This is a genomic window from Agrobacterium sp. GW821-FHT14E08 (genome assembly GCF_058803865.1).
Genome location: NZ_JBXAPJ010000006.1, coordinates 149,972 through 167,567, shown reverse-complemented (window position 1 = coordinate 167,567; position 17,596 = coordinate 149,972). Strand labels below are relative to the sequence as shown.

The 17,596-nt window shown below is 59.3% G+C and carries 16 protein-coding genes; 15 read left to right on the top strand and 1 reads right to left on the bottom strand.

Annotated elements, in window-relative coordinates; translation table 11 throughout:
* Nucleotides 1–145 precede the first annotated feature (145 nt).
* The 5 genes from AC1ROR_RS20555 (at nucleotide 146) to AC1ROR_RS20535 (ending at nucleotide 4,635) form a co-directional block, all read left to right on the top strand.
* Nucleotides 146–1,180: a sterol desaturase family protein gene (locus tag AC1ROR_RS20555; protein ID WP_498590544.1), complete on the top strand. Its 1,035-nt coding sequence runs from the start codon at nucleotides 146–148 to the stop codon at nucleotides 1,178–1,180.
* An 8-nt stretch (nucleotides 1,181–1,188) separates the two neighbouring features.
* A complete protein-coding gene (locus tag AC1ROR_RS20550; protein ID WP_498590631.1) occupies nucleotides 1,189–1,500 on the top strand; it encodes a Rieske (2Fe-2S) protein in 312 nt (103 codons plus the stop codon).
* A 72-nt stretch (nucleotides 1,501–1,572) separates the two neighbouring features.
* Nucleotides 1,573–2,517: a substrate-binding domain-containing protein gene (locus AC1ROR_RS20545; RefSeq protein WP_498590543.1), complete on the top strand. Its 945-nt coding sequence runs from the start codon at nucleotides 1,573–1,575 to the stop codon at nucleotides 2,515–2,517.
* A gap of 58 nt (nucleotides 2,518–2,575) precedes the next feature.
* Nucleotides 2,576–3,781: an NAD(P)/FAD-dependent oxidoreductase gene (locus AC1ROR_RS20540; protein ID WP_498590542.1), complete on the top strand. Its 1,206-nt coding sequence runs from the start codon at nucleotides 2,576–2,578 to the stop codon at nucleotides 3,779–3,781.
* A complete protein-coding gene (locus AC1ROR_RS20535; protein ID WP_498590541.1) occupies nucleotides 3,781–4,635 on the top strand; it encodes a sugar phosphate isomerase/epimerase in 855 nt (284 codons plus the stop codon). Before AC1ROR_RS20540 ends, AC1ROR_RS20535 begins: the two co-directional genes overlap by 1 nt.
* 91 nt (nucleotides 4,636–4,726) lie before the next feature.
* On the opposite strand, the gene AC1ROR_RS20530 is transcribed toward AC1ROR_RS20535, so the two are convergent.
* On the bottom strand, nucleotides 4,727–5,197 hold the full coding sequence (locus AC1ROR_RS20530) for a heme-degrading domain-containing protein (protein WP_498590540.1): 471 nt from the start codon (nucleotides 5,195–5,197) through the stop codon (nucleotides 4,727–4,729).
* 411 nt (nucleotides 5,198–5,608) lie between these two features.
* Here AC1ROR_RS20530 and AC1ROR_RS20525 point away from each other — a divergent pair, with 411 nt between their 5' ends.
* From AC1ROR_RS20525 to AC1ROR_RS20480, 10 genes are all read left to right on the top strand, one after another.
* Entirely contained in the window at nucleotides 5,609–6,655 is a 1,047-nt protein-coding gene (locus AC1ROR_RS20525; protein WP_498590539.1) for a LacI family DNA-binding transcriptional regulator, read from the top strand.
* Nucleotides 6,652–7,665 carry a Gfo/Idh/MocA family protein gene (locus tag AC1ROR_RS20520; RefSeq protein ID WP_498590538.1) on the top strand — a complete coding sequence of 338 codons (1,014 nt, stop codon included), beginning with the start codon at nucleotides 6,652–6,654 and terminating at the stop codon, nucleotides 7,663–7,665. Before AC1ROR_RS20525 ends, AC1ROR_RS20520 begins: the two co-directional genes overlap by 4 nt.
* Nucleotides 7,662–9,275: an acyl CoA:acetate/3-ketoacid CoA transferase gene (locus tag AC1ROR_RS20515; RefSeq protein ID WP_498590537.1), complete on the top strand. Its 1,614-nt coding sequence runs from the start codon at nucleotides 7,662–7,664 to the stop codon at nucleotides 9,273–9,275. The genes AC1ROR_RS20520 and AC1ROR_RS20515 overlap by 4 nt, the downstream gene beginning before the upstream one ends.
* Nucleotides 9,268–10,047, top strand: a complete 780-nt coding sequence (locus tag AC1ROR_RS20510; protein WP_498590536.1) for an enoyl-CoA hydratase/isomerase family protein — start codon at nucleotides 9,268–9,270, stop codon at nucleotides 10,045–10,047. The genes AC1ROR_RS20515 and AC1ROR_RS20510 overlap by 8 nt, the downstream gene beginning before the upstream one ends.
* Nucleotides 10,047–11,567: an aldehyde dehydrogenase family protein gene (locus tag AC1ROR_RS20505; RefSeq protein ID WP_498590535.1), complete on the top strand. Its 1,521-nt coding sequence runs from the start codon at nucleotides 10,047–10,049 to the stop codon at nucleotides 11,565–11,567. The genes AC1ROR_RS20510 and AC1ROR_RS20505 overlap by 1 nt, the downstream gene beginning before the upstream one ends.
* Nucleotides 11,568–11,650: 83 nt before the next feature.
* On the top strand, nucleotides 11,651–12,892 hold the full coding sequence (locus AC1ROR_RS20500; RefSeq protein WP_035225860.1) for an ABC transporter substrate-binding protein: 1,242 nt from the start codon (nucleotides 11,651–11,653) through the stop codon (nucleotides 12,890–12,892).
* 229 nt (nucleotides 12,893–13,121) lie between these two features.
* Nucleotides 13,122–14,000, top strand: coding sequence for a carbohydrate ABC transporter permease (locus AC1ROR_RS20495; protein ID WP_035225859.1), 879 nt, complete (start codon nucleotides 13,122–13,124; stop codon nucleotides 13,998–14,000).
* Nucleotides 14,000–14,884 carry a carbohydrate ABC transporter permease gene (locus tag AC1ROR_RS20490; RefSeq protein WP_111817593.1) on the top strand — a complete coding sequence of 295 codons (885 nt, stop codon included), beginning with the start codon at nucleotides 14,000–14,002 and terminating at the stop codon, nucleotides 14,882–14,884. Before AC1ROR_RS20495 ends, AC1ROR_RS20490 begins: the two co-directional genes overlap by 1 nt.
* A gap of 3 nt (nucleotides 14,885–14,887) precedes the next feature.
* Complete coding sequence (locus tag AC1ROR_RS20485; protein WP_035225853.1) at nucleotides 14,888–16,003, top strand: ABC transporter ATP-binding protein; 1,116 nt, start codon at nucleotides 14,888–14,890, stop codon at nucleotides 16,001–16,003.
* A 16-nt stretch (nucleotides 16,004–16,019) separates the two neighbouring features.
* Complete coding sequence (locus AC1ROR_RS20480) at nucleotides 16,020–17,525, top strand: FAD-dependent oxidoreductase (protein WP_498590534.1); 1,506 nt, start codon at nucleotides 16,020–16,022, stop codon at nucleotides 17,523–17,525.
* Nucleotides 17,526–17,596: the final 71 nt, after the last annotated feature.

The following is a 17,596-nucleotide window of genomic DNA, read 5'->3' as shown; positions in this document are numbered from 1 at the left end:
CGCCCGTCTCGCCTTCTGATAGATTTTTGTCATGGAGGAGGCGGAGTTCCGGGGAAACCCGAACTGATCACCGTGCCGAATGCGCGCTCCTCCCATCGTGACATCACGCGGCCGCAGACAGATGCGATCCGCCGGGAGGAGAGCTATGGACGATCTAAAATATGGAACGCGAAACAAGCGCGGCGACTGGGCTCCCAACGAGCCGATTGAAACGGCGCCGCTTTTTGCCTTTCCACCAAAGCTGGTTGCGCTGGTGAAATGGCTGCCCCATTATTTTTTTCCATGGAACGCGATCTTTGCGGCGTCTGCCGTCGCCTATTGGGCCTGGGTCATTCCGCCAATGGAGACCATGCAGGTTTTCGGGATCGGCTGGATTGCCTGGCTTTACGCCGTCAACGCGATCTGCGTCCTGCTTTTCTACGGCGCTTTCGAGCTTCACCTCTATGTTCTGAAGCGGCAGGAAAACCGCTTCAAATATAACGGCAAGTTCCCGGCCGATAACAAGAGCAATGCCTTCTGGTTCGAAAGCCAGAACCTCGACAATATTTTGCGCACCTTCCTGTCGGGCGTCACCATCTGGACTGCCATAGAGGTTGTCATGCTGTGGTCCTATGCCAAGGGTTATGCGCCGTGGCTGAGCTTTACGGAGAACCCCTGGACACTCGCCGTTGTCGCACTCGTGGTCCCGATCATTCACGAGTTCCATTTCTTCTGCATTCACCGGCTCATTCACACACCGCTTCTTTATAAATGGGTGCATTCCGTTCACCACAATTCGGTGAATCCGTCGCCGTGGTCGTCGCTGTCGATGCACCCCATCGAGCACTTTCTCTATTTCGGGACCGCCTTCTATCACCTGATCCTGCCGTCAAACCCCATCCTGATGCTGTATCAGCTTCACTACGCCGGTTTCGGCGCCATTCCCGGCCATGTCGGCTTCGACAAGGTGGAAGTCGGGGAGAACGGGCTGGTCGATAGCCATGCCTATGCGCATTACCTGCACCACAAATATTTCGAGGTGAATTACGGCGATGCGCTGATCCCGCTCGATCGCTGGTTCGGCACCTGGCACGACGGCTCTGCCGAGGGCGAGGCGCGGATGCAGGAACGTTATCGCAAACGGAAGGAAAAAATCGCGGCCCGCAAGGCGCGCAACACAATCGGGGAGGCAGCTGAATGAGCAATCTGTTGACCTGGATTTCGGCCTGCAAACTTGACGATATCGAACAGGAAGGAGCCATCCGCTTCGATCACGGCGGTCGCACTTACGCGATCTACCGCGGCCCGGACGATAGCGTCTACTGCACCGCCGGCCTTTGCACCCACGAGGCGATCCATCTTGCAGACGGGCTCGTCATGGATTTCGAGGTGGAATGTCCCAAGCATTCCGGCGCCTTCGACTATCGCACCGGCGAGGCCCTCAGGCTTCCCGCCTGCGAAAACCTGAAAACCTATCCGACGGAAGTGGTCGATGGGGAAGTCCGCATAACCATCGGATAGGCGAGATCACGCGGGCCTCTTGAGCCCCCGGAATGCGATCGGGCGGCCCGGCGCCTATTGGGAGGATGACATATGAGATCAATCTGTACGATCGCCGTTCTGGCGGCTCTCATGGCGGGCGGGGCATCGGCCGAAACGATCGGTGTTTCGATGCAAAGCTTCGACAACAACTTTCAGACGCTTCTGCGGGAGGGGCTTAGCGCAAGAGCATCCAAAATGGATGGCGTCAAACTGCAGGTCGAGGATGCGCAGACGGATGTTTCCAAACAGCGCAGCCAGGTGGACAATTTCATCGCTTCCAAGGTGGACGCGATCATCGTGACCTTGACGGATACGTCCGCCGCACCCGGTATAAGCGAAGCAGCGCAGAAGGCCGGCATCCCGCTCGTCTATCTTAATATCGCACCCGAAAATATCGGTCGGCTACCGGAAAAGCAGGCCTATGTCGGCTCGAAGGAGACCGATGCGGGAAGGCTCGGTGCCGAGGCGGCCTGTGATCTCTTGAAGCAGAAGAACAAGGCAGGTGATGCACAGGCCTTTATTTTGATGGGTGATCTGGCGCATCAGGCCTCGCGCGATCGCACCTCGTCGGTCAAGGAAACGCTGGCGGCGGGTGATTGCAAGGGAGCAGCCATCGCCGACGAGCAGTCCGCGGCCTGGACGCGAACGAATGCCATGGACCTGACCACAAACTGGATTACCGCCGGACGGCCGATCGATGTGGTTTTCGCCAATAATGATGAAATGGCAATCGGTGCAATCCAGGCCTTCAAGGCGGCGGGCGTGCCGATGGATGATGTGATCGTCGTCGGCATCGATGCCACGCAGGATGCTCTTGCCGCAATGGCGGCGGGCGATCTGGATGTGACCGTGTTCCAGAACGCCGCCGGACAGTCGGCGAGCGCAGTCGACGCCGCCATTGGGCTGGCCCGTGCAAAGAGCGTCGACAAGGAGGTCTGGGTGCCGTTTGAACTGGTGACGCCAGGCAACATGGGCGAGTACAGCCGAAAGAACTGATCCTCCCGGCCGGCGCTTCCATCCCGAGGTGCCGGTCCATCTCAACACGGAGAGAATTATGGACCGTATCGTCATTGTTGGTGCCGGCGAATGCGGCACCCGGGCGGCATTTGCCTTGCGCGAGTCGGGTTATTCCGGTTCCGTCACGCTGGTCGGGGCCGAACCGCATCTGCCCTATGAGCGCCCGCCGCTTTCCAAACCGCTCAACGGTGCGGTGCACATGCAACAGATCTGCGCGCCCGAGGCGTTCGAGGCCGCTCGGATTTGCTATCTTCAGGGTGTCTCGGCGCAGCGTATCGACGCAAATATGCGAACCGTAGCGCTAAGCGATGGCCGGGTGCTGGACTATGACAAACTGCTTATGGCAACGGGAGCGAGCCCCAGAAAGCTGGCATGTCCGGGTGCGGGGCAGGCTCTGGACTTCCGAACCTATGCAGATGCGGCAGCGATATTCTCCCGCGCCGAAGCTGGTAGTCGCGTCGCCATTATCGGCGGCGGTCTGATCGGCATGGAGCTTGCGGCAGTGTTGTGCAGCAAGGGTGTCGCCGTCAGCATTGTCGAGGCCGCGCCAAAGCCGCTCGGACGCGCCGTTCCGTCGCATTTTGCGGCAAAGATACATGCACGGCATATTGACGAAGGGGTGCAGTTTTACCTGGGGCAGGGCGTTGCCGAGATCGCGCCTGACGCCGTTGTGCTCATGGACGGCGGCAGGGTGCCCGCAAATCTCGTCGTCTCGGCAATCGGCGTCCTGCCTGAAACAGGATTGGCCGAAACGGCCGGTCTGGCGGTGGGTAACGGCATTCTGACCGACCGCCACCTGCGGACCAGCGATCCGCATATATTCGCGGCGGGCGATTGCGCGGCTGTATCCCAGCCCGGTGGGGGCCATATCCGTTTCGAAAGCTGGCGCAATGCCCGCAACCAGGCGGAAACGGCCGCCCGCAACGCTCTCGGCGCCACCGAGATTTTCGCCGCTATTCCATGGTTCTGGTCGGATCAATATGATCTCGGCCTGCAGGTTGCCGGGTTGCCGCAGCTGGATCATCACAGCGTCATTCGCCCGCTCGCAGGCGGGGAGCTGGCGTTTTTTCTGGATGATGGACGGCTCGTGGCCGCCGCCGGTCTTGGAACAGGAAACGCGGTTGCGAAAGACATCAAGCTCGCCGAAATGCTGATCGCTGCGGGCATCAGCCCCGATCCATCGGTGCTGGCCGACCCGACGGTAAACCTCAAGGCACTTCTGAAAAGCGCGCGGGCAGCCTGATGCAGAAGCTGCTTGTTTTTCAGTCGCTCTGGGCCATGGAACGTCGTCACACGGATGGCTTGGAACGCAGTCTTGATGAAAATATCGAGATGATCGTGGCGGCCGGTTTCGATGGCGTCAGCGCGCACTACACCAATCGGGAGGATGTTGTTCGCCTGAACGAGGCGATCCGCGGCACTGGCCTCAAGATCGAGGGTGTGTGCTTTCCGCGCACCGTTGAGGATCTGCGTCTGTCGCTGGACTTGGCGATGGAATTTCCGGTCAGCCACATTGATCTGCAGGCGGATGTCCGCCCGCGCCGGGTCGAGGATTGCCTGCCGCTTCTAGACGGGTGGATGCGGCTGGCCGAAGACGCTGGCGTTGCCGTATTCATCGAGACGCATCGCCACCGCATCACCAGCGACCTGCTGCTGACGCTGGATTTTCTCGACCAGCGCCCCGCATTGCCCCTGTTGGCAGACCTGTCGCATTATCTGGTTGCCCGCGAATTCGCTTTCCCGGTCGAGGACGAGAGCCAGGCGCAGATCCGCCGTATCCTTCAAAATGCGCAGGCTTTTCACGGCCGTATCGGTTCGTGTGAACAGATCCAGATCGAGATTTCCTTCCCGCACCATCGCCCCTGGGTCGATCTCTTTCTTGAGTGGTGGGACTATGGTTTCCAGCACTGGCGCTCCCGCGCCGCGCCGGACGCCGAACTGGTCTTCACCTGCGAACTGGGTCCGCAACCCTATGCGATTACGGGGCGGGACGGCAATGATTCGACCGACAGGTGGACGGAGTCCCTTCTTCTTCAGGCGATGGCGCGCGAACTCTGGGCCGGGATCGCATCTGATCCGGTCGCAGAAAAAAGGTAACTCCCGGTACTCTCGTTTTATAGCGGCAGATGCGTCATCACGATTGGCGCAAGCTTGCCGCGCATCCGGGAGCCAGCGGCACTGCCGTTTGTCAGCCTGCGAGCATCTCCGTCAGGCAGAGTGTAACCAGCTTGTGGTCTTCCACGTCAGGCAATCCGCTGACACCCACCGACCCGATCAGCGTGCCTCCACGGATGGTGAGCGGAAACGCGCCGCCGCTCGCGACGTAATCGCTCGTCGGCAGGCCAAATCGGGTGTTGAAGTCATACCCCTTCAATTCGGATTCGAGCCGGACCTGAAGCGAGCTGCGATGAAAGCGATGAACGACGGCACATTTGCGCCGTGTCCACCCAAAGTTGTCGATGGTCGCGCCGGGCAGGAGAGTGGCAAAGACCACGTCTGTGCCGTGCCTTATCTCGATTGCGACGGGAAGCTCCTGTGATGCCGCGCGCTGTCTTATCAGGCTGCCCAGTTTCCATGCGAAATCGTAATTGAATGTGTTGAGCTGGAGCGCTGCGAGTTCTGCCCGCAAGGCGTCAAGTGAAGGCGTTTCTATTGTCATTCATTGCTCCGGAATGAGGGTAGATCGCTCATCAGGCTGAGCGCTTGACGGTAAACTACTGTCCATAGTGACTGAAGGGCAAGCATTGTCGCTTGGGCTCGGTCTTGCATTGCTGAACGTCGCGTTCGCCCGGCATTGCAGGCCTGATAAACATTGCTCCTGTTGGGAAGAAACATTAGCGTATTTTGGAACGTTCCATTTTTCAAGCGCATGCCGTCGCAAATTTCGAAGAGTTCACGGAAATTACAAGAATCAAAAATTTCCTATAATGCATTGAAATAAATAAATTATTTGATGATTTTTATTCTCTGTCCCGTTGTTTTCATTTTTGGTTCGGCAATGTCGCTTGACAAAATTGGAACGTTCCAATTAATTAGCCTCAATTTCGAGGAAAGGCATGGGAGGGCTTCAATGACTGGCGGACGGGTAACCGTTATAGATATCGCGCAGGCTGCGGGCGTGTCGAAATCGACCGTCTCGCTGGTCCTGCGGGGGTCTCCGCTCGTCAATGAGGGAACGCGGGCCAAGGTCAATGCGGCAATGCGCGAACTTGGTTATGTCTATAATCGCGGCGCTGCGAACCTGCGCCAGACCAGCGCGAAATCGAAAATCATCGGGGTCGTCGTCAATGATCTGACGAACAGCTTTTTTGCGGAACTTGCCGTCGGCGTTGACACGGTCGTGCAATCGGCCGGCTATGTGCAATTTCTCGCCAATACCAGTGAAAGCATCGACCGGCAGCGCGAGGTGATTGCCTCGATGCGCGAGCATGGCATTTCCGGGCTGATCGTGTCGCCCGCCCGTGCGACCGATCCGCTCGATTTCAAGCCGCTGACAGCCGCCGGCATTCCCGTCGTGGTTGTTGTTCGCAGCCTGCCCGGAGCGAAAGTCTCGTCAGTGGCATCGGATAATCAGTCTGGTATGGCGCAGGCGGTGGCCCATCTCGCCTCGCTCGGCCACACCCGCATCGCCTTCATGGGTGGCTTTCCCGATACGGCGGTTTTTCACGAACGGGTCAGCGGCTTTCGGGATGCCCTGGCTGTCGCCGGTCTGACTTTTCAGGAAACGGCGGTTGTTCCCTGCGCGCCCTCGCGTGCCGGCGGTGTAGAGGCGATCGGACGCGTGCTCGAAGCAAGCGATCCGGTCACGGCCGCCGTCTGCTTCAACGACGCCGTGGCTTTTGGTGTTTGCGACGGGCTGCGCGCCCGGCAGATGGAGGCGGGGCGGGATTTCGCGGTTGTCGGCTTTGACGATGTCATTGAAGCCAAGACGACGGTGCCGGCCCTGACCACGATTGCCGTCGACCCCCAGGGGATTGGCAGGCGGGCAGCACAGCTGCTTCTCAAGCAGATCAATTCGGAGAAGGCCGATGCGGAGGCGGTGACAACGGCGGTTCGGCTCGTTGTACGGGAGAGCTGCGGGGCAGGGCGGAATGAAGTCGGGAGGACGTTGGCATGACGGTGCGTTGGGGATTGATCGGTGCAAGCACGATCGCCCGTGAATGGGTGATTAGCGCAATTAGAAAAAGCGGCGGTGAGGTCGTTTCCGTTCTGAGTTCCAACCCTGTTCGCGGGGCGGAATATGCGGCGGAAAACGGCATTCCGAATGTTGCCGCGGATCTGGCGTCGCTTCTTGCCGATCCGGCCATCGATGCGGTCTATATTTCGACGACGAATGATCTGCATTGCGAGCAGGCGCTTGCCGCCGCCCGCGCAGGGAAACATATCCTTTGTGAAAAGCCTCTGGCCATGTCGCTCGAAGAGGCGCACGCAATGGCGGAGGCGGCGCGCAAGGCAAATGTCGTTCTGGCGACAAATCATCATCTGCGTAATGCGCCAACCCACCGTGTGATGCGCGATGCGATAGCGGCCGGCAGAATCGGAAAACCGCTGAGCGCGCGCGTTTTTCATGCGGTTTACCTGCCGCCGCATCTGCAGGGCTGGCGGCTGGACAAGCCGTCTGCGGGCGGTGGTGTCATCCTCGACATCACCGTCCATGACGTCGACACGCTTCGCTTCGTGCTGGGTGCCGATCCGGTCGAAGTCATCGCATTTTCGCAAGCTGGCGGCATGAGCCGGGAGGGACTTGAAGACGCCGTCATGGGTGTCATTCGTTTCGAAAACGGTCTTATCGCGCAGTTCCACGATGGCTTCACGACCAGATATGCCGAGACCGGTTTCGAGGTTCATGGCACCGAAGGCTCCCTGATCGCCAGAAATGTGATGACCCAGAAGTCGGTCGGCACTGTGGTGCTTCGAACCGAGGCTGGCGAGGAGGAAATCCAGGCGGGTTCCGACAATCTCTATGAGGTCGCGCTCAAAGCTTTCCACGCGGCCATCACCGGCGGCAAACCTTCCGCGACTGCTGAAGACGGCATCTGGTCGCTGGCGACCGGGCTTGCCGTCGTCGAAGCTTCAAAAAGCGGGGCCGCTGTTCGGGTCAAAACGGGAATCGAGAGCCGGTCATGAAAAAACACATTACTCCAGCACAGGCAGCGGATCTCATTCCAGATGGCGCAATCGTGTCCGTTTCGTCGTCAAGCGGTCTGGGTTGCCCCGATCTGATGTTGAAGGCGATCGGTGACCGCTTCGATGCGACCGGACATCCGAAGAACATCACGACACTTCATCCGATTGCCGCCGGTGACATGAGCGGCATCAAGGGTGTCGATCACATCGCAAAAAAAGGCCTGTTGAAAAGGATCATTGGTGGTTCATACCCGTCCGGCCCTTCCAGCGCAGAGCCGCCGCTGATCTGGCAGATGGTCACCGGAGATCAAATCCCGGCCTATAATATTCCATCCGGCATCATGTTCGACATGCATCGCGAGGCGGCCGCAAAGCGTCCTGGCGTCTTGACCAAAATCGGCCTCGATACCTTTGTCGATCCGGCCCGTCAGGGCTGTGCGATGAATGCTTTGGCTGCGGCCGAGCCTGTCGTCAAACGGGTGATTTTCGAGGGCGAGGACTGGCTCTATTTCCCCTCGATCATTCCGCAGGTGACGATCATTCGGGCGACGACCGCCGATGAGCGCGGCAATCTCTCCTACGAACATGAGGGCGCTTATCTCGGAGGTCTCGATCAGGCGCTCGCCGCCCGCAACAATGGCGGCATCATCATTGCGCAGGTAAAGCGCATCACCAAGGAAGGCTCGCTCAAGCCGCACGATGTGCGGGTGCCCGGCATGCTGGTGGATTATGTGGTGGTCGATCCCGATCAGAAGCAGACGACCCAGACGGCCTATGATCCGGCGATTTCGGGAGAGGTTTTCCATCCGCTCGATTCATTCGAGGTTCCGGAATTCAACATCCAGAAAGTGATCGCCCGCCGTGTGGCGCAGGAACTTGAGGCTGGAAGCTGCGTCAATCTTGGTTTCGGCATTTCCGCCAATGTGCCGAGAATTCTGCTGGAAGAAGGGCTGCATGGCGCCGTGACCTGGGTGATCGAGCAGGGGGCGGTCGGCGGGGTTCCGCTACTGGATTTCGCCTTCGGCTGCGCCTCGAATGCCGACGCCTATATGCCGTCGCCCTATCAGTTCACCTATTTCCAGGGGGCGGGCTTCGACGCGTCGCTTCTGTCCTTCCTCGAAATCGGCCGGGACGGCTCCGTCAATGTCTCGAAGCTTTCCTTCCGTCCGCATGTGACCGCCGGCGCGGGCGGCTTCGTCGACATCACGGCGAGGGCGAGAAAAATCGTCTTTTCCGGCATGTTCAATGCGGGGGCAAAGCTGTCGATCAATGATGGCAAGCTGATTGTCGAAAAAGAAGGAAAGCTGAAGAAGCTCGTCAATGAAGTCGAACACGTGACCTTCTCCGGCCGCAGGGCAATCGAACAGGGTCAGGACATCACCTATGTCACCGAACGCTGCGTGATGAAACTGACGCCGCAAGGCATCGTGCTGACGGAAATCGCGCCGGGCATCGATTTGCAGACCCAGATTCTCGACCAGTCCGAATTCGAGCTTATCGTCGCCGACGATCTCAAGGTGATGGACGGCTCGCTTTTTACCGAAGCCAATATCGGACTTGCGCTGCCCAAAAAAAGCGCCCGCGTGCTGGAGGGAACCTTCCATGGCTAACGGCACGGTCCGCGTCGAGGTCGACGGTCACATCGCGATCCTGACGGTATCGCGGCCGGAAAAACGCAATGCTCTCGATCTCAATATGCTCGAGGCGCTGATGGCCTCCGCCGATGAGGTCGAGGCAAACAGCGCGGTCCGTGTGGCGATCCTGACCGGCGAGGGGCAGGGTTTCTCCGCCGGTGGCGACATCAGGGCATGGGGCGGCATGCAGCCTCAGGAATTTGGCCACGCTTGGGTTCGCCATGGTCACCGGGTCTTCGAACGGCTTGCGACCTTGCGGGTGCCGTTGATCGCCGCGCTGAACGGCCATGCGCTTGGCGGCGGCCTCGAACTGGCGGGTATCGCGGACATTCGTATTGCCGAGGAGCAGATCAAGATCGGTCTGCCGGAAACCAGCCTCGGCATGGTGCCGGGCTGGTCGGGTACGCAGCGGCTGGTCAGGCGGTTCGGCGCGCAGCCCGTGCGCCGGATGGCGCTCGGCGGTGAGACATTCAGCGCGCAGGAAGCGCTCGCGCTTGGGATTGTCGATGCCGTCACCCCGACTGGCAATGCTCTGACCGCCGCGAAAGATTATGCGCAGCGTATTGCCGCGCGTGGCCCTGCTGCGTCCGAGATCGTCAAACTGATGATCGCTTCGGCAAGCGGTGAAGACAATGGCACGGCGGTCGAGGCATTGGGTTCCATCCTGGCTGCCAAGACCGGCGACCTGAAGGAAGGCGTGGCGGCATTTAGCGCAAAGCGTCCGGCAATATTTAACGGAGAATGGTGATGACGGTTCTGATCAATCCGAAAATGCTGAGCGACCAGTCCGCCAGGGATTTCAAGATGTTCATCGACGGCCAATGGGTCGAAGGCAACGTCGATCCGATCGAGCGGATAGCGCCTGGCCATGGCTCCGTCGTCAGCCGCTTTCAATACGGAACCAAGGCCGATGCGGAACGGGCGATAGCGGCGGCACGGACCGCTTTTGATACCGGGCCATGGCCGCGCATGACTGCCTCCGAACGCTCGGCAATTCTGTTGAAGGCTGCCGACCTCATTGCCGCGCGATCCGAAGAGCTTGCCTATCTCGATGCCATCGAGGCTGGAAAGCCGATTACGCAGGTGCGTGGTGAAATCGCCGGTTCCGTCGATATCTGGCGTTATGCAGCCGCACTTGCCAGAGATTTGCATGGCGAAAGCTATAATACGCTCGGTGACGGCACGCTCGGTGTTGTTCTGCGTGAGGCGATCGGTGTCGTGTCTATCATCACGCCCTGGAATTTCCCTTTCCTGATTGTCGGTCAGAAGTTGCCTTTCGCGCTGGCGGCCGGCTGCACCACGGTTGTAAAGCCCTCGGAACTCAGTTCCGGTTCCACGCTCGTTCTCGGCGAAATCCTGCAGGAAGCCGGCGTGCCGAAGGGTGTCGTCAACATCGTGACCGGAACAGGCGCCGAGGTCGGTTCGATCATGACCTCGCATCCTTCAGTTGACATGGTCTCTTTCACGGGTTCCACGGGCGTCGGCAAGCTGACCATGGTCAATGCCGCGCAGAGCCTGAAAAAGGTCTCGCTCGAACTGGGCGGCAAGAACCCGCAGATCGTTTTCCCTGATGCGGATCTCGATGCATTCATCGATGCGGCGGTCTTCGGAGCTTATTTTAATGCCGGCGAGTGCTGCAATGCCGGGTCGCGCCTCATTCTTCACAAAAGCATCGCGGCGGACGTGGTCAAGCGCGTCGGCGAGCTTGCCAGACATGTCAAGGTAGGTGATCCTCTGGACCCGACGACACAGGTCGGCGCAATCATTACGCCGCAGCATCTTGAAAAAATCTCCGGTTACGTTTCAGATGCGAAAAACAGCGGCGCACAGATCGCTCATGGGGGAGAAAAGCTGGACTTGGGAATGGGTCAGTTCATGGCGCCTACCATTCTATCGGATGTCACGCCGGCCATGGCCGTTGCGCGTGAGGAAGTTTTCGGACCGGTCCTTTCGGTTCTGACATTTGAGACAACCGCAGAAGCTATCGAGATCGCCAATTCCGTCGATTACGGCCTGTCCGCAGGGGTCTGGAGCCGCGATTTCGATACATGCCTGACAATCGGGCGCCGCGTGCGGGCCGGTACGGTGTGGATGAATACCTTCATGGATGGCGCGAGCGAGCTGCCGTTCGGAGGCTACAAGCAGTCCGGTCTCGGCCGGGAACTCGGTCGCCATGCGGTCGAGGACTATACGGAAACCAAGACCCTGAACATGCATATTGGCGGCCGAACCAGCTGGTGGATGCCGCAGACTGAAAAACCGGCCTAGCCGGTTAGACTGACTGCGTCTGAGGAGGACGGGTGACGGGGCGGGGATCTCCTCGCTTTAATTTGCGACAATGGGAGGAACATATGCGCAAATTTCTGACAACCACTGCATTGGCAGTGTCAATGATGGCCGGCGCTGCACAGGCGGCGGAAAATGTCGAAGTTCTGCATTGGTGGACATCCGGCGGCGAGGCTGCCGCACTCGACGTCCTGAAGAAGGACCTTGAGGCAAAGAACATTACCTGGACCGATATGCCTGTCGCCGGCGGCGGCGGCACGGAAGCCATGACGGTGCTGCGCGCCCGCGTTACCGCCGGCAATGCGCCGACCGCCGTTCAGATGCTTGGTTTCGACATTCAGGACTGGGCGAAAGAAGGGGCTCTCGGCAACCTCGATGAGCTGGCGGCCAAGGATGGCTGGGACAAGGTCATTCCGAAAGCGCTGCAGCGCTTCTCGAAATATGACGGCCATTGGATTGCCGCACCTGTAAATGTGCATTCCACCAACTGGATGTGGATCAACAAGGCGGCGCTCGACAAGGCTGGCGGCAAGGAGCCCAAGAACTGGGACGAGCTGGTCGCCATGCTCGACAACTTCAAGGCGCAGGGCATCACCCCGATCGCTGCCGGCGGACAGCCATGGCAGGACGCAACGATCTTCGACGCGGTCGTGCTGTCGCTCGGCACCGATTTCTACAAGCAGGCATTCATCGACCTCGACCCGGCAGCCCTTGGCGGCGAGAAGATGAAGACCGCTTTCGAGCGCATGACGAAACTTCGTACCTATGTGGATGACAATTTCTCCGGCCGCGACTGGAACCTTGCTTCCGCCATGGTCATCGAAGGCAAGGCCGGCGTTCAGTTCATGGGCGACTGGGCGAAGGGTGAATTCGTCAAGGCGAAGAAGGTGCCGGGCACGGACTTTGTCTGCGTCCGTTATCCTGAAACGCAGGGCGCGGTGACCTTCAACTCCGACCAGTTCGCCATGTTCAAGGTGGCCGCCGACAAGGTGCCGGCGCAGATGGAAATGGCGGCGGCAATCGAAAGCCCAACCTTCCAGTCGGCATTCAATGTCGTGAAGGGTTCGGCTCCGGCCCGGTCCGACGTGTCCAACGAGGCCTTCGACGCCTGCGGCAAGAAGGCGATTGCCGATCTTGCCGAAGCCGACAAGAGCGGCAAGCTCTTCGGCTCGATGGCCCACGGTCACGCCAACCCGGCTGCCGTCAAAAACGCGATCTACGACGTCGTTACCCGTGAGTTCAACGGTGAACTGACACCGGATGAAGCAATCGTCGAACTGCCTGCTGCCGTCGCAGCCGCAAAGTAAACGCGCAAAAATGCGGTGGGGGCATGCCCCCGCCGCACCAATGCTCGCATGAAATCGCAGTCGAACCGTCCGGGCGCCGTGCAGGCAGCCTGTCGCCTTCGGCTACCTAAACTCTTTGTTTTGTCGCATTTCCGAACGGAAAACCGGGGTCCACTTTTCCTGGAAATGCTCTCATTGACGGAAACGGCAAGCATCGGGCGCTGTTTCAAGGATCAAGGATATCTGCGCGATGACTGGTCGTAGTCGACTTCAGGAGCTGTTACCGAAGCTTGTTCTGGCTCCAAGCTTCGTCGTCATAATCATTTTCGTCTATGGCTTCATTGCCTATACGGGCTTCCTGTCGTTGACGGACAGTAAGATGCTGCCCTCCTATAATTTCGTCGGGCTGATGAATTACCAGCGGCTCTGGGCGCTACCGCACTGGTGGCGGGCGATCAGCAACCTCGCGATCTTCGCGTCCCTTTACATCATCATCTGCTCGGTTCTCGGCCTGTTCCTGGCGATCCTGCTCGACCAGAAAATCCGCGGCGAAGGCTTTCTGCGGCCGATCTATCTTTATCCCATGGCGCTGTCTTTCATCGTTACGGGCACGGCGTGGAAATGGTTTCTGGATCCCGGCATCGGCCTGCAGAACACCATGCATCTATGGGGATGGGAAAGCTTCCAGTTTGCGTGGATCAAGGATCGCAACTACGCCATCTACTGCGTGGTGATCGCCGCCGTCTGGCAGTCGTCGGGCTTTGTCATGGCGATGTTTCTGGCCGGCCTTCGCGGTGTCGACAATGAAATCATCAAGGCGGCGCAGATCGATGGCGCCTCGACCGTCATGACCTATCGCCGCATCATCATTCCACTGATGCGGCCGGTCTTCCTGTCCGCATTCGTCGTTCTCGCGCACCTCGCCATCAAGGCCTACGACCTTGTGGTCGCGTTGACCGGTGGCGGGCCGGGGCAGGCGACCGAGCTGCCGGCGACATTCATGTATTCCTACACGTTCACGCGCAATTCCATGGGCATCGGTGCATCCTCGGCGATCATCATGCTCATCATGATCTTCTCGATCATCGTCCCCTATCTCTATTCGGAAATTCGCGGAGGGAAACGCTGATGAGCGGTGCTCCAAACCAGCAAAATGCAATCAGTCACGGTCATCTGACACGCGCGCTGATCTATCTCGCACTGATATTCTTCGCGCTCTATTACATGCTGCCGCTTTATGTGATGGTGGTGAATTCGCTGAAACCCCTGGACGAAATCCGCCAGGGCGGCATGTTGAACCTGCCGCAGGTGTGGACCGTCGAGCCGTGGCTTTCCGCCTGGTCCACGGCGCAGATCGGTGTTCAGCCGACAGGTCTGAAGCCGTTCTTCATCAATTCGATCCTGATGGTCGTTCCGGCTGTCGCGATCTCCACCATCGTTGGTGCGCTGAACGGTTACGTTCTGACCAAGTGGAGTTTTCGCGGTTCGAACGTCTTCTTCGGGCTGCTTTTGCTTTCATGCTTCATCCCGTTCCAGATCGTGCTGATCCCCATGGCGCGCATCCTCGGAACGCTGGGTCTCGCTGGTTCGATCTGGGGTCTGATCATGGTGCATGTGATATATGGTCTCGGCTTCACCACGCTCTATTTCCGCAACTACTATGAGGCCTTTCCGACGGAACTCGTCCGGGCGGCGCAGATCGACGGGGCAAGTTTCTTTCAGATTTTCCGACGCATCCTGCTGCCGTCATCGGGACCGATCATCGTGGTCTCGGTCATCTGGCAGTTTACCAATATCTGGAATGACTTCCTGTTCGGCGCCTCGTTTTCGGGTGCGTCTTCGACCCCGATGACGGTAGCGCTCAACAATCTCGTCTCCTCGTCCACGGGGGTGAAGGAATACAATGTCCATTTTGCGGGCGCGATCCTCGCCGCCCTGCCAACCCTCATCGTTTACATCGTCTCCGGCCGCTATTTCGTCCGGGGTCTCATGTCCGGCGCTGTGAAAGGATAAACCATGTCGTTTCTCGAAATCTCGCATCTGCGCAAGTCTTACGGCGCGCTGGAAATTCTAAAGGACATCAATATCGAAATCGAGGAGGGCGGTTTTCTGGTGCTCGTCGGGCCTTCCGGCTGCGGCAAGTCCACCCTGCTCAACACCATTGCCGGGCTGGAACCCATCACATCGGGCACGATTTCGATCAACGGGCGCAACGTCGCCGGTCTGCCGCCCTCCCAGCGCGATATCGCCATGGTGTTTCAGTCCTACGCGCTTTATCCCAACATGACCGTTGCCGGGAACATCGCCTTTGGAATGGAGATCCGCAAGGTTCCGAAGGAAGAGCGCGAAAAGGCGATCAAGCAGGTTGCCGATATTCTCCAGATCGGCCATCTCCTCGACCGCAAACCGAGCCAGTTGTCGGGCGGCCAACGGCAGCGCGTCGCCATGGGCCGCGCGCTGGTGCGCAATCCCCAGGTCTTTCTTTTCGATGAGCCACTGTCCAACCTCGATGCCAAGCTGCGCGTCGACATGCGCACCGAGATCAAGCGCCTGCACCAGCGGATGAAGACCACGATTGTCTATGTGACGCACGACCAGATCGAGGCGATGACGCTGGCGACGAAAATCGCGGTTCTGAAGGACGGCGTTCTGCAGCAATTCGGGTCCCCCGCCGAGATCTACAACAATCCGGCCAACATGTTCGTCGCCGATTTCATGGGCTCGCCCGCCATGAACCTTCTGACCGGCACCATCGAACAGGACGCGGCCGGACTTTCCGTTTCCCTTGCGAGACCCGATGGGGCGCCGATGCGCCTTCCCGTCGCTGCCGGCAAGGAGGCGCTCGCGTCCCATGCGGGCCGGCAGGTCATTTTCGGCATCCGTCCTGAGGCTCTGACCGACCCGGAAGGGGCGGACAGGAACGCCCGCACACTTGCCGAAGGCGAGTGCCACATCGAGGTCGTGGAGCCGGCCGGATCGGATACTTTCGCCGTCACCAAGCTCGGCGGCAAGGAGGTCGTTGCCCGCCTGCGCGCCGACGCCCGCATTCACGCCGGCCAGAACGCCCGCCTTGCCTTCAATCTGGACAAGGCCGTGTTCTTCGACCCGACGAGCCAGGCGCGTATCGCCTGAAGTACTTGGTAAAAGCATGATGAAGAGCCCAGACATTATCATTATCGGCTCCGGTATCGGTGGCGCGACGGTTGCCGCAGGTCTTGCGGCGACAGGCGCCGACATCCTGATCCTCGAAGCCGGTGATTATATCGCCGACAGCCCGGTCAATCGCGACCAGCGCGCCATTTTTCAGAAGGGTCATTTTCGCCCCAAGGAGAGCTGGTACGAGGCCAATGGCGCTGCGTTCAATCCCGGCAATTATTACAATGTCGGCGGAAATTCGAAATTCTACGGCGCGGTGCTGTCGCGCTATCGCAAGGAAGATTTCAGCGAAATCAGGCACAGGGAAGGCGTTTCGCCCGCTTGGCCGTTCCCCTATGAGGAATTAGAACCCTGGTACAGCAGGGCGGAGGTGATGTATCAGGTGCGCGGCGAGCTGGGCGCGGACCCGACCGAACCCGAGCATTCTGCTGCATATTCATTTTCCCCCGTGGCGGATGAGCCGCCGGTGGCGGATGTCCGGGCGCGCCTGAAGGCGAAAGGCCTGCATCCTTTCTCGCTGCCTCTGGCCATCGATATTGAGAAATGGCTCTCGAAAGGCCGGACCCCATGGGATGCCCATCCAAACTCCCGGGATGGCAAGATGGATGCGGAAACTGCGGCGCTCCTCAAAGCCCTAGAATATCCGAACGTCAGAATCGAAACCTCCGCCAGGGTAACCAGACTTGAGGCGGGACGGAGCGGCAACATCGAGCGCGTCCATTATCAGCAGAATGGCGAAAACCGCTCGGTGACGGCGAAACTGGTAATCCTGTCTGCGGGGGCCGTACAGTCAGCCGCACTTCTGCTGCGCTCGGCGGATGAGCGACATCCGAACGGTCTGGCGAATTCGTCCGATCAGGTCGGGCGAAACTTCATGAACCACAATTCCTCGGCTGTGATCGCCGTATCGCCGAGTTTCCGTAACACGGCCGTTTATCAAAAGACATTCGGTTTCAATGACTTCTATCTGTCTGACGGCGAGGGCGGGCCGCCTCTTGGCAATGTTCAGCTGCTCGGCAAGATTTCGCCGGCGATCCTGAAGGGGGCAATGCCCCGCGTGCCGGAATGGCTGCTTCAGCGGCTGACCGCACATGCGATCGATTTCTACGCGATGAGCGAAGATATTCCCCATCCCGACAGCCGGATAATGATCGACGGAAACCGCATCGTCCTCCATTGGCGGCGAACCAACTGGGATGCTCATCTGGCGCTGGTTGCAAAGCTGAAAGGCATTCTCAAATCTGTCGGTTTTCCGATCGTCCTGTCGAAACCTTTCGACAAGCGTACGCCCTCGCATCAGTGCGGCACGATCCGCATGGGCAACGATCCGGCTGCTGCGCCGCTCGATCCCTTCTGCCGCTCTTATGACCACCGCAACCTTTTCGTTGTCGACGCCAGCTTTCTGCCGACCTCCGCCGCCGTCAATCCGGCGCTCACCATTGCGAGCCAGGCGTTGAGAGTTGCCCACCATATATCGACGGAGGATCTCGCTCCATGAGGCTGAAGCCCCTGACACCCTCGCATGTCATGACCGCGATGTCGCTTTATGCCGGCGGCGGCCATCAGATC

Excerpts from the sequence above, each read along its gene's own strand:
- AC1ROR_RS20555 (WP_498590544.1), top strand. The coding sequence starts at position 146 with ATGGACGATCTAAAATATGGAACGCGAAACAAGCGCGGCGACTGGGCT.
- AC1ROR_RS20545 (WP_498590543.1), top strand. The coding sequence starts at position 1,573 with ATGAGATCAATCTGTACGATCGCCGTTCTGGCGGCTCTCATGGCGGGC.
- AC1ROR_RS20540 (WP_498590542.1), top strand. The coding sequence starts at position 2,576 with ATGGACCGTATCGTCATTGTTGGTGCCGGCGAATGCGGCACCCGGGCG.
- AC1ROR_RS20535 (WP_498590541.1), top strand. The coding sequence starts at position 3,781 with ATGCAGAAGCTGCTTGTTTTTCAGTCGCTCTGGGCCATGGAACGTCGT.
- AC1ROR_RS20530 (WP_498590540.1), bottom strand. The coding sequence starts at position 5,197 with ATGACAATAGAAACGCCTTCACTTGACGCCTTGCGGGCAGAACTCGCA.
- AC1ROR_RS20525 (WP_498590539.1), top strand. The coding sequence starts at position 5,609 with ATGACTGGCGGACGGGTAACCGTTATAGATATCGCGCAGGCTGCGGGC.
- AC1ROR_RS20520 (WP_498590538.1), top strand. The coding sequence starts at position 6,652 with ATGACGGTGCGTTGGGGATTGATCGGTGCAAGCACGATCGCCCGTGAA.
- AC1ROR_RS20515 (WP_498590537.1), top strand. The coding sequence starts at position 7,662 with ATGAAAAAACACATTACTCCAGCACAGGCAGCGGATCTCATTCCAGAT.
- AC1ROR_RS20510 (WP_498590536.1), top strand. The coding sequence starts at position 9,268 with ATGGCTAACGGCACGGTCCGCGTCGAGGTCGACGGTCACATCGCGATC.
- AC1ROR_RS20505 (WP_498590535.1), top strand. The coding sequence starts at position 10,047 with ATGACGGTTCTGATCAATCCGAAAATGCTGAGCGACCAGTCCGCCAGG.
- AC1ROR_RS20500 (WP_035225860.1), top strand. The coding sequence starts at position 11,651 with ATGCGCAAATTTCTGACAACCACTGCATTGGCAGTGTCAATGATGGCC.
- AC1ROR_RS20495 (WP_035225859.1), top strand. The coding sequence starts at position 13,122 with ATGACTGGTCGTAGTCGACTTCAGGAGCTGTTACCGAAGCTTGTTCTG.
- AC1ROR_RS20490 (WP_111817593.1), top strand. The coding sequence starts at position 14,000 with ATGAGCGGTGCTCCAAACCAGCAAAATGCAATCAGTCACGGTCATCTG.
- AC1ROR_RS20485 (WP_035225853.1), top strand. The coding sequence starts at position 14,888 with ATGTCGTTTCTCGAAATCTCGCATCTGCGCAAGTCTTACGGCGCGCTG.
- AC1ROR_RS20480 (WP_498590534.1), top strand. The coding sequence starts at position 16,020 with ATGATGAAGAGCCCAGACATTATCATTATCGGCTCCGGTATCGGTGGC.